Origin of the sequence: Arcobacter defluvii, assembly GCF_013201725.1 — a bacterium.
GTDB classification, from domain to species: Bacteria; Campylobacterota; Campylobacteria; order Campylobacterales; family Arcobacteraceae; genus Aliarcobacter; species Aliarcobacter defluvii.
Genome location: NZ_CP053835.1, coordinates 642,569 through 655,814 on the forward strand (window position 1 = coordinate 642,569; position 13,246 = coordinate 655,814).

The 13,246-nt window shown below is 29.0% G+C and carries 11 protein-coding genes and 8 tRNA genes; 4 read left to right on the forward strand and 15 right to left on the reverse strand.

The features are described from left to right. Window positions 1-2 precede the first annotated feature (2 nt). From ADFLV_RS03240 to ADFLV_RS03305, 14 genes are all read right to left on the reverse strand, one after another. The gene (locus tag ADFLV_RS03240) at window positions 3-1,898 is read right to left on the reverse strand and encodes a sodium:solute symporter family protein (RefSeq protein WP_129010484.1); all 1,896 of its coding nucleotides are present in this window, start codon (window positions 1,896-1,898) and stop codon (window positions 3-5) included. A gap of 11 nt (window positions 1,899-1,909) precedes the next feature. Further along, entirely contained in the window at window positions 1,910-2,164 is a 255-nt protein-coding gene (locus tag ADFLV_RS03245; protein WP_014473358.1) for a DUF4212 domain-containing protein, read from the reverse strand. A 153-nt stretch (window positions 2,165-2,317) separates the two neighbouring features. After that, entirely contained in the window at window positions 2,318-2,980 is a 663-nt protein-coding gene (locus ADFLV_RS03250) for a response regulator transcription factor (RefSeq protein WP_014473359.1), read from the reverse strand. Continuing rightward, entirely contained in the window at window positions 2,961-4,544 is a 1,584-nt protein-coding gene (locus ADFLV_RS03255; protein ID WP_014473360.1) for a sensor histidine kinase, read from the reverse strand. Before ADFLV_RS03255 ends, ADFLV_RS03250 begins: the two co-directional genes overlap by 20 nt. A gap of 81 nt (window positions 4,545-4,625) precedes the next feature. Next, window positions 4,626-4,702, reverse strand: a tRNA-Asp gene (locus tag ADFLV_RS03260). Window positions 4,703-4,725: 23 nt separating this feature from the next. Beyond that, window positions 4,726-4,801 (reverse strand) — tRNA-Val (locus tag ADFLV_RS03265). A 19-nt stretch (window positions 4,802-4,820) separates the two neighbouring features. Beyond that, window positions 4,821-4,895, reverse strand: a tRNA-Glu gene (locus ADFLV_RS03270). Window positions 4,896-4,917: 22 nt separating this feature from the next. After that, window positions 4,918-4,993: transfer RNA gene (locus ADFLV_RS03275), tRNA-Lys, on the reverse strand. A 20-nt stretch (window positions 4,994-5,013) separates the two neighbouring features. Then, window positions 5,014-5,090 (reverse strand) — tRNA-Asp (locus ADFLV_RS03280). Window positions 5,091-5,138: 48 nt separating this feature from the next. Further along, window positions 5,139-5,214: transfer RNA gene (locus ADFLV_RS03285), tRNA-Val, on the reverse strand. Between the two features lie 19 nt (window positions 5,215-5,233). Next, window positions 5,234-5,308: transfer RNA gene (locus ADFLV_RS03290), tRNA-Glu, on the reverse strand. A 20-nt stretch (window positions 5,309-5,328) separates the two neighbouring features. Further along, window positions 5,329-5,404 (reverse strand) — tRNA-Lys (locus ADFLV_RS03295). Window positions 5,405-5,467: 63 nt separating this feature from the next. Continuing rightward, window positions 5,468-5,974, reverse strand: a complete 507-nt coding sequence (locus tag ADFLV_RS03300) for a CinA family protein (protein ID WP_129010485.1) — start codon at window positions 5,972-5,974, stop codon at window positions 5,468-5,470. A gap of 123 nt (window positions 5,975-6,097) precedes the next feature. Next, complete coding sequence (locus tag ADFLV_RS03305; RefSeq protein ID WP_129010486.1) at window positions 6,098-7,456, reverse strand: FAD-dependent oxidoreductase; 1,359 nt, start codon at window positions 7,454-7,456, stop codon at window positions 6,098-6,100. Between the two features lie 219 nt (window positions 7,457-7,675). Here ADFLV_RS03305 and ileS point away from each other — a divergent pair, with 219 nt between their 5' ends. The 4 genes from ileS (at window position 7,676) to ADFLV_RS03325 (ending at window position 12,670) form a co-directional block, all read left to right on the forward strand. Beyond that, window positions 7,676-10,405 (forward strand): isoleucine--tRNA ligase, encoded by a 2,730-nt coding sequence (gene ileS / locus ADFLV_RS03310; protein WP_129010487.1) that lies wholly within the window; start codon window positions 7,676-7,678, stop codon window positions 10,403-10,405. A gap of 123 nt (window positions 10,406-10,528) precedes the next feature. Beyond that, window positions 10,529-10,807 carry a NifU family protein gene (locus ADFLV_RS03315; RefSeq protein ID WP_014473364.1) on the forward strand — a complete coding sequence of 93 codons (279 nt, stop codon included), beginning with the start codon at window positions 10,529-10,531 and terminating at the stop codon, window positions 10,805-10,807. 2 nt (window positions 10,808-10,809) lie between these two features. After that, on the forward strand, window positions 10,810-11,403 hold the full coding sequence (locus ADFLV_RS03320; protein ID WP_014473365.1) for a hypothetical protein: 594 nt from the start codon (window positions 10,810-10,812) through the stop codon (window positions 11,401-11,403). Then, complete coding sequence (locus ADFLV_RS03325) at window positions 11,384-12,670, forward strand: UDP-N-acetylmuramoyl-L-alanyl-D-glutamate--2,6-diaminopimelate ligase (protein ID WP_129010488.1); 1,287 nt, start codon at window positions 11,384-11,386, stop codon at window positions 12,668-12,670. The genes ADFLV_RS03320 and ADFLV_RS03325 overlap by 20 nt, the downstream gene beginning before the upstream one ends. A 14-nt stretch (window positions 12,671-12,684) precedes the next feature. Here ADFLV_RS03325 and ADFLV_RS03330 read toward each other — a convergent pair whose 3' ends face one another. Continuing rightward, window positions 12,685-13,245, reverse strand: a complete 561-nt coding sequence (locus ADFLV_RS03330; RefSeq protein ID WP_129010489.1) for a hypothetical protein — start codon at window positions 13,243-13,245, stop codon at window positions 12,685-12,687. Between the last annotated feature and the right edge of the window lies 1 nt (window position 13,246).

The following is a 13,246-nucleotide window of genomic DNA, read 5'->3' on the forward strand; positions in this document are numbered from 1 at the left end:
TTTTAGTGATCTAATGCTTGACCTGCACCTGAAGGAATTCTGATTCTTTCTACTAAATCTTGAATCTCTTGTGGAGGTGGAGGAGTCATTCTTGATACAACTATTGCTACAATTAAGTGTAATAATGTTCCGATTGTACCAATACCTGTTGGATTAATTCCAAATAAATAGTTTTCTGGTTTTCCACCCATAAATACAAAGTACACAATGTATCCAAATGTGAAGAATAAACCAACTAAAATACCTGCAATTGCACCTTCTTTATTCATTCTTTTATCAAATACTCCAAGAATAATTGTTGGGAAGAATGCTGCTGCTGCTAAACCAAATGCAAATGCAACAACTTGTGCAACAAAACCTGGAGGGTTAATTCCTAAATATCCTGCAATAACAATTGCAACGATAGCTGAAATTCTTGCCCACATTAATTCAGTTTTTTCATTTAATGTAGATTTACCAGTTATTTTATCTTTAAAAATAACTTGTCCCATTAAATCGTGTGAAATAGCTGAAGCAATTACAAGTAATAAACCTGCCGCTGTTGATAATGCTGCTGCTAAACCTCCAGCTGCAATTAGTGCAATAACCCAGTTTGGTAAGTTTGCAATTTCAGGATTCGCAAGAACCATAATATCATTATCAACATAAAGTTCATTTGCAATTCCATTTCCTTTTGCTAATTCAGCTTCATCAGGTGCACCTTTTGCATTAGTTGTTAATTTATGGCCATCTTCAGCTCTTTTATCACCATCAAATACAGGTTTTCCACCTTTACCATCAAATGCTGGACCTGAAGCATATTGGATTTTACCATCACCATTTCTATCATTCCATGCCAATAATCCACCTTGTTCCCAAGTTTGGAACCATTTCCCATGATTTGGTGTTCCATCTGCATGTTTTGCTTCACCATTTACAAATGCTGAATATTCAACATTTTGAACATTTTTAATTAAGTTAACTCTTGAGAATGCTGCAACTGCTGAAGCAGATGTATACATAATCGCAATAAATACTAAAGCCCATCCAGCAGATACTCTTGCATCTTTTACTGTAGGAACTGTAAAGAATCTAACAATAACGTGAGGAAGTCCAGCTGTACCTAGCATTAAAGCAGTTGTTAGCATAAACATATTCCATAAATTTGTTGGTTCAGTATAGTTACCAAAACCTAAATCACTAATTGCAGAGTCTAAAGCATGTAGTAAATATGTACCTTCTGGGATAATTTTTACTCCATCGTTAAATGCAACAGTTGTTTGTCCAAAAATACCTAATTGAGGTAAGAATGTATCAGTTACTTGTAATGATAAGAAAATTGCTGGAATTGTATAAGCAAAAATCATTACAACATATTGTGCTACTTGAGTATATGTAATACCTTTCATTCCTCCAAGAACAGAGTAAAAGAATACTATTGCCATACCAATCATAACACCTGTATTTACATCAACTTGTAAGAATCTTGAGAAAACAATTCCAACCCCTCTCATTTGACCTGCAACATATGTAAATGAAACAAATATAACACCAATAACTGCAACTAATCTAGCAACATCTGAATAATATCTATCTCCTACAAAATCAGGAACAGTAAATTTACCAAATTTTCTTAAGTAAGGAGCTAGTAACATAGCAAGAAGAACATATCCTCCTGTCCATCCCATTAAATAAGCACTTGCATCACTACCTTTAAAAGCAATAATACCTGCCATCGAAATAAACGATGCTGCACTCATCCAGTCATCTGCTGTTGCCATACCATTTGCAACAGGATGAACTCCACCACCAGCAACATAGAAATCTTTAGTTGAGCCAGCTTTTGCCCATAAAGCAATACCAATATAAATTGCGAAAGAAATACCTACGAATAGATAAATTAATGTTTGTAATTCCATTTTGCTACTCCCTATTCATGTACACCGTATTTCTCATCAATTCCTGACATTACTTTTACATAAACAAAAATTAAGATAACAAATACATATATCGCACCTTGTTGTGCAAACCAAAACCCTAACTTAACTCCACTTATTTCAATAGTGTTAAGCTCATTGATAAATAAAATCCCACAACCAAAAGAAACTAGAAACCAAACTACAAGTAATTTGATAATCATAGAAATATTTTCTTTCCAGTATGCTTGTGCTTTCTCTGGACTCATCTTGCTCTCCTTTTAGAATTTTTATTAAACAATTAAATTGTTAAATAAGTAACATTGAAATTATAATAACTGTGAATAGCAAAAAGGTAGCAATTGATATTTTTTTATAAATTTTGTTTAAATAGGAAAAAAAAGCAGTTTAATAAGGGCTTTTTATACAGAATAATATCTGTCTATTTTATATCCAAGTCCTCTAATATTTTTTATAAAATCTTCTTTTAATGCTTTTTTTAATCTTGAAATTTCTGCTCTTATTGTTGGATTATCTATATTTTCTCCATCCCAGATATCGATTCTAAATCTTTCAAAGTCAACAATCATATTTATATTAAGTGCAAGTATATGAATAATTTCTAATTGTTTTTTTGTAAGATTTTGTGGTTCACCATTGAAATACAGTGTTTGTTTCTCTTTAGAATAAGAATAATTTTCCGAAAATCTTATGTGAGAAGTGTTATTTTGTTCTTTTTTTAGTATTTGATTTATTTTTATACCTAACTCACCTAAATGAAAAGGTTTTTTTATATATTCTCTACATCCAAGATTATATGCTTTACTTATGTCTTCAATATCAATTAATGCAGAAATAAAGATTGTGGGAATATAAATTTTTTTACTATTTAATTCACTTAAGATTTGAAAACCATCTTTTGTAGGGACATTTATATCTAATACTAATAAATCATAAGAACTATTTATATTATCTAACACTTCTTGTCCATCTGAAAAACTTTCAACCATATGACCAATATTTCTCAAATATTCACTAATTGCATTATTTAGCATCAATTCATCTTCAAGTAGTAGTATCTTCATTTATTTTAAACCTATAAGTAAATTTTGTCTCTTTTTCCTTTGAATCGAGCCTGATTATAACTAAATTTTTATCACATATATCTTTTACAATTTTTAATCCTAATCCAAAACCACCACGAGCAGAATTCTCTCTATAAAAATCATCAAAGATTTTATTTGTATTCTCTATTTTTTGAGAATTTGTAGCTACTGAAAATTCAATTTCATCATCATTTAAATAGTATAATTTTACAAAAATTGGTGATTTTGCATATGAATATTTAATTGCATTTGAAAGATTATTATCTATAATTCTTTGAAGCTCAGTATTATTAAACTTTATGTATAAATCATCTTCTATGCTATTGATAAAGTATAATGAATTTGATTTAGCAATTTCATCAAAAAAATCCAATCTATTTTTAAGTATAGTTGTAAAATCTAAATATTCTTTTTCATAAATAACTCTATCTTTTTTTACAAGATAGGATAAATCATCATAGATATATTGAATAATTTTCGACCCAGATTCTATGTTTGTAATATACTTGTTATTTGGAATTTTCATTTTTAATAAATCTATGTTTGTTTGTATGATAGATAATGGAGTATTAATTTCATGTACAGAATTTTTAATAAATTGTTTTTGAGACTCAATAAGATTTGTAAGTTCTTTAGTTTTTTCATTTACTTTATATTCAAGGTTCTTATTTAAATCTTCAAGCATATGAGTTCTTAATTTTATATTATTCATTGCATCAGTTGCATAATTAGCAATAACTTTAAATTCACCAAATATGATTCTATTTTGATTTATAGGATTATCATTTTTTTGTGATTCTTTAAAATATTTACCAATTTCTTTTACATCATTTACAATCAATATAGTTGCATTTTTATAAATAAAAATTGAATAAAGTATCAACATTATAGTCAAAGAAGTAATTTGTAGAGTATAATTTGATATTTTTTCATTATATTCTTCTTCTTTTATATGAACAAGTTTATCAATCTCATCAAGATAAACACCTTTTCCAACAGTCCAATTCCATCTATTATAAGATTTAGCATAGGAAACTTTATTTGTTTCTTTGTTGATTTCAGGCTTAAACCAAACATAATCAACATAACCACCAAAAGGTTTTTTTGAAGTGTTTATTAATTCTTTTATTACTTCTTTCCCATTAGGATCAATAACATTTAAAAAGTTTTTTCCAATATTTTCTTTCGCAACTGAACTTTGTATTACTTTACCATTAAAATCATATATAAAAATATATTCATTACGATTATCCGTGATTCTTAATTTCTCAATTGCTTCAATTACTTCTTTTTGAATAGTTTCAACAGATTTTGTATCTTTATTTTGATTATAGTAATAATCTATAAAATTAATTATGTAATTGACATGATTTTTTATTAATGCCTTTTGATTATTTGTATAATCAATTTTTAGTGTATGTATTTTTTCTTGTAGTTCTTCATGAGCATTGTCTATAATAATAAATGTAAAAAAAGATATAAGAACAATAATAAATAATATACTATAAACGATCAGATGATAGAGACTTTTTGCTTTTAACATTTATAACAACCTTATAGAAAAGTAAGTTGTATAATATCTAGATTTTTATAATAGGAATCTTTTGAAAAATAATTTCTCAAGTGGCGCGGCTGACGAGACTCGAACTCGCGACCTCCTGCGTGACAGGCAGGCATTCTAACCAACTAAACTACAGCCGCACTTGGAAATATATATTGAGAAGTGGTGGTCGATATAAGACTCGAACTTATGACATCTACCTTGTAAGGGTAGCGCTCTACCAACTGAGCTAATCGACCGTTTGTCGCATATTTGGCTTGGTGACCCCTAGGGGATTCGAACCCCTGTGGCATGGATGAAAACCATGAATCCTAACCGTTAGATGAAGGGGCCAAGATTATGCAACAAAAAAAAGTGGTGACCCGTGATGGATTCGAACCATCGGCCCCCTCATTAAAAGTGAGATGCTCTACCAGCTGAGCTAACGGGTCACATAAAAAACAATTATAAGTGGCGCGGCTGACGAGACTCGAACTCGCGACCTCCTGCGTGACAGGCAGGCATTCTAACCAACTAAACTACAGCCGCACTTAAAATTAACGTCACAAATGATTAAAATAATCACTTCTTTAAAAATGGTGGTCGATATAAGACTCGAACTTATGACATCTACCTTGTAAGGGTAGCGCTCTACCAACTGAGCTAATCGACCGTTTGTCGCATATTTGGCTTGGTGACCCCTAGGGGATTCGAACCCCTGTGGCATGGATGAAAACCATGAATCCTAACCGTTAGATGAAGGGGCCAAGATTATGCAACAAAAAAATGGTGACCCGTGATGGATTCGAACCATCGGCCCCCTCATTAAAAGTGAGATGCTCTACCAGCTGAGCTAACGGGTCACATATTTGTCCTTTTTTAAGTTGTTCTACTTAAATTGGACTGGAATTATAGTGCAATTTATTTTATTTGTCAAGACTTTTTTTTATAAATTTTGAAATTTCTTTTAAAGATGTTTTTGCAGCTTGAAATTGTACTTCTTCTCTTGAACCAGTAAAATGATGTGTATGAACCATTTTATGGGATTTTGTATCACAAAAACCAATAACAACAGTTCCTGTAGGTTTCGATTCATTTCCACCAGTTGGTCCGGCAATTCCTGAGATAGCAATTGCAAAATCTGCATCAAATTTTTTAATTACACCATCTAACATTTCATTCACAACTTGATGACTTACTGCACCAAACTCTTCCAATGTTTTATATTTTACGTTTAATTCTTGATTTTTTATTTTATTTGAATAACTCACTATACTTCCATTAAAAATATCAGATGAACCAGAAATTCTTGTAATTAGACTTGCTACTAATCCTCCTGTACAAGATTCTGCAGCGGTTATAGTTTTATTATGTGTTCTTAAAAGCTCTTGTAACTTTATCATATCATTTTCATTAAATATATTTTCATACATAACTTTTCCTTGGAATAAAAGTAGTTTATATGTATTGTAATGATTATTGTATTAAATAGGGATAATTGTATGAATAAAAAGAGAGATTAATAGAAGAGAGTCTCTTCTATTAAATTAAGTTAATTATTTATCGTCTGTAAAATCTGCTAAGAATTTATCTTCGTAGAAAGTTTTACCTAAAGATTGACATACTTTTTTAATATCTCTTTCTGCATTTCCTAAACAAGAAGTTGCACCTGGAGATGGAGTCATATTAAAGATGATTCCTTCTAATTCTGTAATTGAAGCTTCACCAAGCATTAATTTTTTCTCTGTTTTGTTTAGAACTTGAGGTCTAACACCACCAAATCCTTTTGCATATTCAATATCATCTACACTTAAAGAAGGAACGATTTTTCTTGCATCTTTAACAAATAGACCTTTGTTGATTCCTGGAACTTCAAATAAGAAGTTTTTGAAGATATAGTTTCTGATATCTGAATCTTTTAATAAATCCCAGAAGATTTTTAAAATGCTTCCATCAAAGTTCATTGTTTTTAAACATTGGAAGAATGATTTTCCACCTTTATATCTTTCAAGAACTAATAATGCTAATGCAGTTGGTCCAAATCTTGTTTTACCTTCACATAAGATATCTGGATCTCCATGAAGAGCTGCAAATGGTAATTTGTCATTTTGTACCATATAAACTTTACCATTTAAGAAATGTCCACTTGTAATATAGAATGAACCAGCCATAGATAAAGAACCCATATGTTTTCCATAACCCATTTTATGTGCTAAGAATAAAGAGTGTGCACCAGCATCAACAACAACAAAATCTGCTGTATAAACTGTACCATTAATTGTTGTTAATTTAAATTTATTTCCAACTTTTTCAATCTCTTCAACTTCAGAATTGAAGAATACATCTGTTGTTTTTGATGAATCAGCATTTTGACCAGCTTTAACTAATTCTTTAGTCATAGCACCAAAATCAACAGTTGTATATTGATCAGCTGTACCCATTGCAACAATTGGTTCAGGTCTTTCTTTTGTTCTTTCTTTATCAGCCCATACTAATAAAGGTTCTTTTTCTTTTAAAGTTTCTTTATCCCATAATTCTAAGTAAGGGAAAATTTCTTTAAACTTATTATATCTATCAGTTATAAATTGAACTTCTTTTTCACCAACTCCAAGAGCCATTTTTTGGTGTTTAAACATGATTTTATCTTGAAGATCATACATAAGATTGAATTTTTCAATCATTTTTGCAGTTCTTTTTGTAATTTTTGCTTTTTCAAAAGTATAGTTTGTTTCAATATCACCTACGTGAATAGTTTGAGAGTTACTTGTACCTTTTGAGTTTAATGTAGCTAAGTCCTCATATTTTTCTAATAAACACATACTGTTTACATCAGAATATTTTGCTAACTCGAAAAATAGAGCTGCCCCAGAGATTCCTCCACCAACAATTACTACTTCATAGTGTTTTTCATTCATTTATCTTTCCTATGTTTTTTGTGAAATATTTGCAAATTCTATCATATAAATTTTTTATTTAACATAAATGCTACATAAAATTAGTCAATATATAAATAAATTATGGATTTTAGTAACAAAGTATAATTTAATTTTGTACTAAATATAGTTTTAAATTAAATTAGCTATAATCTACGATTTAATGAAAACAATAAATATTTGAAAAATGAAGGTGTTATAATGGATTATAAAGAGAGTTTATTGCTTCCAAAAACAGATTTTCCAATGAGAGGGAATCTCCCTCAAAATGAGCCTGTTAAATATAAGCAATGGGATGACAAAAAAGTTTACGAAAAAATGAAAAAAAATAGAGTGGAGTGTCCATCATTTACACTTCACGATGGACCTCCTTATGCAAATGGGAATATTCATATTGGTCATGCTTTAAATAAAATTCTAAAAGATATTATTAACAAATTTCATTATTTTGAAGGAAAATCAATAAGATACGTTCCAGGTTGGGATTGTCATGGTTTACCAATAGAACAAAAAGTAGAAGAAAAAATTGGTAGTGAAAAGAAAAAAGAGCTTCCAAAATCAAAATTAAGACAATTATGTAGAGACCATGCAACTAAATTTGTTGAAATTCAAAAAGATGAATTCAAAAAATTAGGAGTTATTGCTGATTGGGAAAATCCTTATTTAACAATGGATTTTAAATTTGAAGCAAATATTTATAGAGAGTTATGTGCAATTGCAAAACAAGGTTTATTAGTTCAAAGAAGTAAACCAGTTTATTGGTCTTGGGCTGCTCAAACAGCACTTGCTGAAGCAGAAGTTGAATATGAAGATAAAACATCTCCTTCAATATTTGTAGCGTTTAAACATGAAAATATTGATGCAAGTATAGTTATATGGACTACAACACCTTGGACACTTCCTGCAAATACAGGAATTTCATTAAATGGTGAAGAAGAATATGTAAAAACTTCTGATAAATTTATAGTAGCACGTAAACTATATAACTCATTAATAGAAAGTGGTGTAATTTCTGGAGAAATTGTTGAAACTATTAATCCAAAAGATTTAGAAAATACATTTGCAATTAATCCATTAAATGGAAGAACTTCTAAAATTGTTTTAGGTGATCATGTTATGATGGATTCAGGAACTGGAGCAGTTCACACAGCACCAGGACATGGAGAAGATGACTATAAAGTTGGTCTTGTTTATAATCTTGATGTTATTATGCCTGTTGATGCATATGGAAAATATGATGAAACAATAGTTAGAGAAAAATTATTTAAGGATACTGATAAATATTTAGGATTAAATGTATTCAAAGCAAATGAGTTAATTTTAGAAGAATTAGGAAGTGCTTTATTGAAAAGAGTAGATATTAGACACTCTTATCCACACTGTTGGAGAACACATACCCCAATTATTTTTAGAGCAACAAAACAATGGTTTATCTCTATTGATGATAAATATGGTAATAAAAATAATACATTAAGAGAAAATGCTTTAGAAGTAGTTGAAAATCTAAAATTTTATCCAGAATGGGGAAGAAATAGATTAAAAGCAATGTTAGAAGGAAGACCTGATTGGTGTATTTCAAGACAAAGAGATTGGGGAGTTCCAATTGCATTTTTTAGAAATAAAAAAACTGATGAAATCATTTTTGATGAAAAAGTTTTAAATTATACAGCAATGATTTTTGAACAAAAAGGTTGTGATGCTTGGTATGATTTAGAAATTTCTGAACTTTTATATCCAGGAAGTGGATTAAATCCTGATGATTTAGAAAAAACTTTAGATATTTTAGATGTTTGGTTTGATAGTGGTTCAACTCAAAATGCAGTTTTAAGAAGTAGAAATTACGATGCTGGAACTTTCCCTGCTGATATGTATCTTGAAGGAAGTGACCAACATAGAGGTTGGTTCCAATCTTCACTTTTAACTACACTTGCTTCAAGTGAAATTGCTCCTTATAAATCGATTTTAACACATGGATTCACTGTTGATGAAAAAGGTGAAAAAATGTCTAAATCAAAAGGGAATGTTGTAGCTCCTGATAAAGTTATAAAAGAGTATGGAAGTGAAATTTTAAGACTTTGGGTTGCAATGAGTGATTATCAATCTGATTTAAAAATCTCTGATAATATTCTAAAACAAAATGGCGAGTTATATAGAAAAATTAGAAATACAGCAAGATTTTTACTTGCAAATATTAGTGATTTAGAAGAGATAGTTGATGTTTCTAAAATGGGTCCATTAGATAAATGGATATTAAATAAAGCTAAAAAAGTATTTGATGAAATTGAAGCTGCATTTAGTGTTTATGAATTTTCAAAAGGTTTAAATAAATTAAATAACTTCTTAGTTGTTGATTTATCTGGAATTTATCTTGATGTTTGTAAAGATAGATTGTATTGCGATGATAAAAATGATATTCACAGACTTGCATCACAGAGTGCAATGGCACTAATTGCTAAAAAGTTAATTTCAACTTTAGCTTGTATTTTAACATATACAATGGATGAATTATTAGAGTTTGCTCCAAAATTTATAAAAGAAAATTGTGAAGATATTTTTGATTATAAAAAATTTGACTTGCCACAAGTTGAGTCTTCTATAAATGAAGAAATTTTGATAGAGGCGAAAGAAAAATTCTCTGAAATAAAAGATTCATTAAGTAAAGAAAAAGTTATCAAATCAACTTTAGAGTTGATGATTTATACAAATTGTGAAGAAATTTTAGCTTTAGATGAAGTAGAATCAAGTGATTGGTTCTTAGTAAGTTCTGTAACAAATAATAAACAAAACTCTGATATACTTGGAAGTTTCCAAATTGATGGAAAAGATTTTGAAGTTTACAAAGCAGTTGCACACAAATGTCCAAGATGTTGGAAGTTTACAGCAACAGCTGAAGAAACTCTTTGTAATAGATGTGAAGAAGTTTTAAAATAGGAAAATAATGTTTCAAGAAGAAGTAACACTCTCTTTTATATTTCAAACAATAGCAGTAATTTTAGTAATTACAGCTATTGGAATATATTTTGTAAAGAGAAAAGCAAAAGAGGTAAAAAATAAATGATACCATTTACAGATGAAGATTTACTTACACCTGTAAGTTCAATTATTGAGAATAAAATTGCACCTATGTTAGCAAGAGATGGTGGAGCAATTAAGTTATTAGATATAAAAAATGCAAGAATTTTTGTACAACTACAAGGTTCATGTGTTGGCTGTAGCGCTAGTGGAAGTACATTAAAATTTATTGTAGAAAAAGAATTAAAATCAGCAATACACCCAGATTTAGAAATAGTAAATGTACCATTAGGTATGGAAAATAAATTAGAGGAATTATAATAATGATAAATGAAAGTAGATTATTAGATGAGGCAAATTCACTTTTTGTACAAAAAAGATTTGATGAAGCTTTATTTTTATATTCTCAACTATCATCAAATTTCCCAAAAAATAAAGAGTATCCTATTTATGCCCTTTTTTGTGATGTTGCAAGTGAAGATGTTCAAAAAGCAATGTCATTATATGACTATTTCTCGATAATAAAAGATGAAAATTTAGAAGAAGCAATAAGATATGTAGAAGATGTTATAAATGCCTATGATGGTGATATAGATAAAATGATGGAGATATTAAAAGATTTAAGTACATCAACTGTTGAATCTCTAGATGCAATTAGATATGAAGATTTCAAAAAATTGATTGAATCAAGGGGCTCTTTTCGAATAGCTTTTGAAGATATAATGTTTTCAACAAAAGTTGCAATTGAAAATAGAGATGATTTTTATGATTTTGTAACAAAATTGATTGATAATGATTTTAACAGTACGGCTTATACATATCTTGATGGATTTAATGAATATTTTTCTTATGATAAAGAAATAGAAAAATTATATAAAAAATTGGAAGAGAAAAAACTTGCAACTAATCATAAATAATAGAATTTATACTGATAATTCAAATGAAGTAGATGAAAATTCTGTTTTTGTTGTTTCAAAACAGAATGAAAAATTTAAACAAAGTGCAATTGATAATGGATGCCATGAGATAATAACTGCAAGTGAATTAAAAAATCACTTAGATATGTCAAGCATCAAAGTTATTGGAATAACTGGAACAAATGGAAAAACAACAACAGCTGCAGCTATTTATTCAATTCTTTTAGATTTAGGTTATAAAGTTGCACTACAAGGTACACGAGGTTTTTTTATAAATGACGAAAGAGTTGAAGAATACTCTTTAACAACTCCTGTTCAACTTGGAAATTTTGCACATATTCAAAAAGCAATACAGAATGGTTGTAATTTTTTTGTTATGGAAGTTAGCTCTCATGCAATTGAACAAAAAAGAATTGAAGGTTTAGAGTTTGCTTTAAAAATCCATACAAATATAACAAGAGATCATTTGGATTATCATAAAACAATTGAAGAGTATATAAGAGTTAAAAATTCATTTTTTGAAGATGAATCACCAAAACTAATCAATAAAGATGATGATAAAGTAAGATACAACATAAAAAATGGATTTGCATACTCTTTAGAAAATCCATCAACATATAAAGTTGATGCATACTCTTTTAAAAATGGTATGCATGTAATGTTTAATCATTTTGGAAAACATTACTCTTTTTCATCTTATATGATGGGAATTTTTAATGTTTACAATCTAATGGCTGCAGTTGCAGCTGTTCACATAACTACAAAAAAACCTTTAGAAGAGATTTGTGAAGCTCTTGAAGGTTTTGGTGGAGTTAGTGGAAGAATGGAAACAATTAGTGTTAATCCTTTAGTTATAGTTGATTTTGCTCATACTCCTGATGGAATGGATGAAGTTCTAAAAAGCTTTAATGATAAAGATATTATTTGTGTATTTGGAGCAGGTGGAGATAGAGATAAACTTAAACGTCCATTGATGGGAACAGTTGCAGCAAAATATTCAAAACATATTATTGTAACAAGTGATAATCCAAGATTTGAAGATCCTGATATGATTATTGAAGATATATTAGCTGGAATAAAAAATCATCCAAGTGTTCAAGTTGAAATAAATAGAAAAGAAGCTATTAAAAAAGCAATTGATATGGCTGATGAGAATAGTGTTGTTTTACTTCTTGGAAAAGGCGATGAGTCAACACAAATTATTTATGATAAAAAATTTCCATTTTCTGATAAAGAGGAAGTTTTAAAGATTTTAAATAAAGAGTAAAACTCTTTATTTAATCAAACTGCTCCCATAAGAGCTTTTTTAGTATTTCCTATTAAAGCTAACATCTCATCATAAGTTTTATTAACTTCTTCTTTTTCTAAATTCGCTAACTCATCATAAATTGCAACTAATTTATCTTCATTTGAAAGTTTTTTCAAATCACCTTTTTCAAGTGATACAAAATCTAAAACTTCATTCCATACTGAGTTTTCATATAACATAATAGCATTAAATTTAATACCTTCGTATTCAAAAATACCATTTCCATCTAAATCTATAACATAAAGTACGATGATAGAATCTTTATCAAAGAAACTTTTATATTTTTCAAAGAATGCTTCAAAATAGTTAAATGTTTCTAACTCACAAGCAAAGAATTTAACTTTATCCTTTTCACTTATCATGATAACTTGTTTTGCTTGAGCTTTTGGAGGCATGATTTTAGTTTCAGAAAGTTTTTTACCTTCTTCAATAATTAATGCTCCCCTATAAGCATTTAGATTTGAAGAAATAGAACCATTAAAAGATGGTTGCCATTCAAGTTTATATTCTTTTATGTATTCATTTGGTGTCATA

Excerpts from the sequence above, each read along its gene's own strand:
- ileS (WP_129010487.1), top strand. The coding sequence starts at position 7,676 with ATGGATTATAAAGAGAGTTTATTGCTTCCAAAAACAGATTTTCCAATG.
- ADFLV_RS03315 (WP_014473364.1), top strand. The coding sequence starts at position 10,529 with ATGATACCATTTACAGATGAAGATTTACTTACACCTGTAAGTTCAATT.
- ADFLV_RS03320 (WP_014473365.1), top strand. The coding sequence starts at position 10,810 with ATGATAAATGAAAGTAGATTATTAGATGAGGCAAATTCACTTTTTGTA.
- ADFLV_RS03330 (WP_129010489.1), bottom strand. The coding sequence starts at position 13,245 with ATGACACCAAATGAATACATAAAAGAATATAAACTTGAATGGCAACCA.
- ADFLV_RS03300 (WP_129010485.1), bottom strand. The coding sequence starts at position 5,974 with ATGTATGAAAATATATTTAATGAAAATGATATGATAAAGTTACAAGAG.
- ADFLV_RS03305 (WP_129010486.1), bottom strand. The coding sequence starts at position 7,456 with ATGAATGAAAAACACTATGAAGTAGTAATTGTTGGTGGAGGAATCTCT.
- ADFLV_RS03240 (WP_129010484.1), bottom strand. The coding sequence starts at position 1,898 with ATGGAATTACAAACATTAATTTATCTATTCGTAGGTATTTCTTTCGCA.
- ADFLV_RS03250 (WP_014473359.1), bottom strand. The coding sequence starts at position 2,980 with ATGAAGATACTACTACTTGAAGATGAATTGATGCTAAATAATGCAATT.
- ADFLV_RS03255 (WP_014473360.1), bottom strand. The coding sequence starts at position 4,544 with ATGTTAAAAGCAAAAAGTCTCTATCATCTGATCGTTTATAGTATATTA.
- ADFLV_RS03245 (WP_014473358.1), bottom strand. The coding sequence starts at position 2,164 with ATGAGTCCAGAGAAAGCACAAGCATACTGGAAAGAAAATATTTCTATG.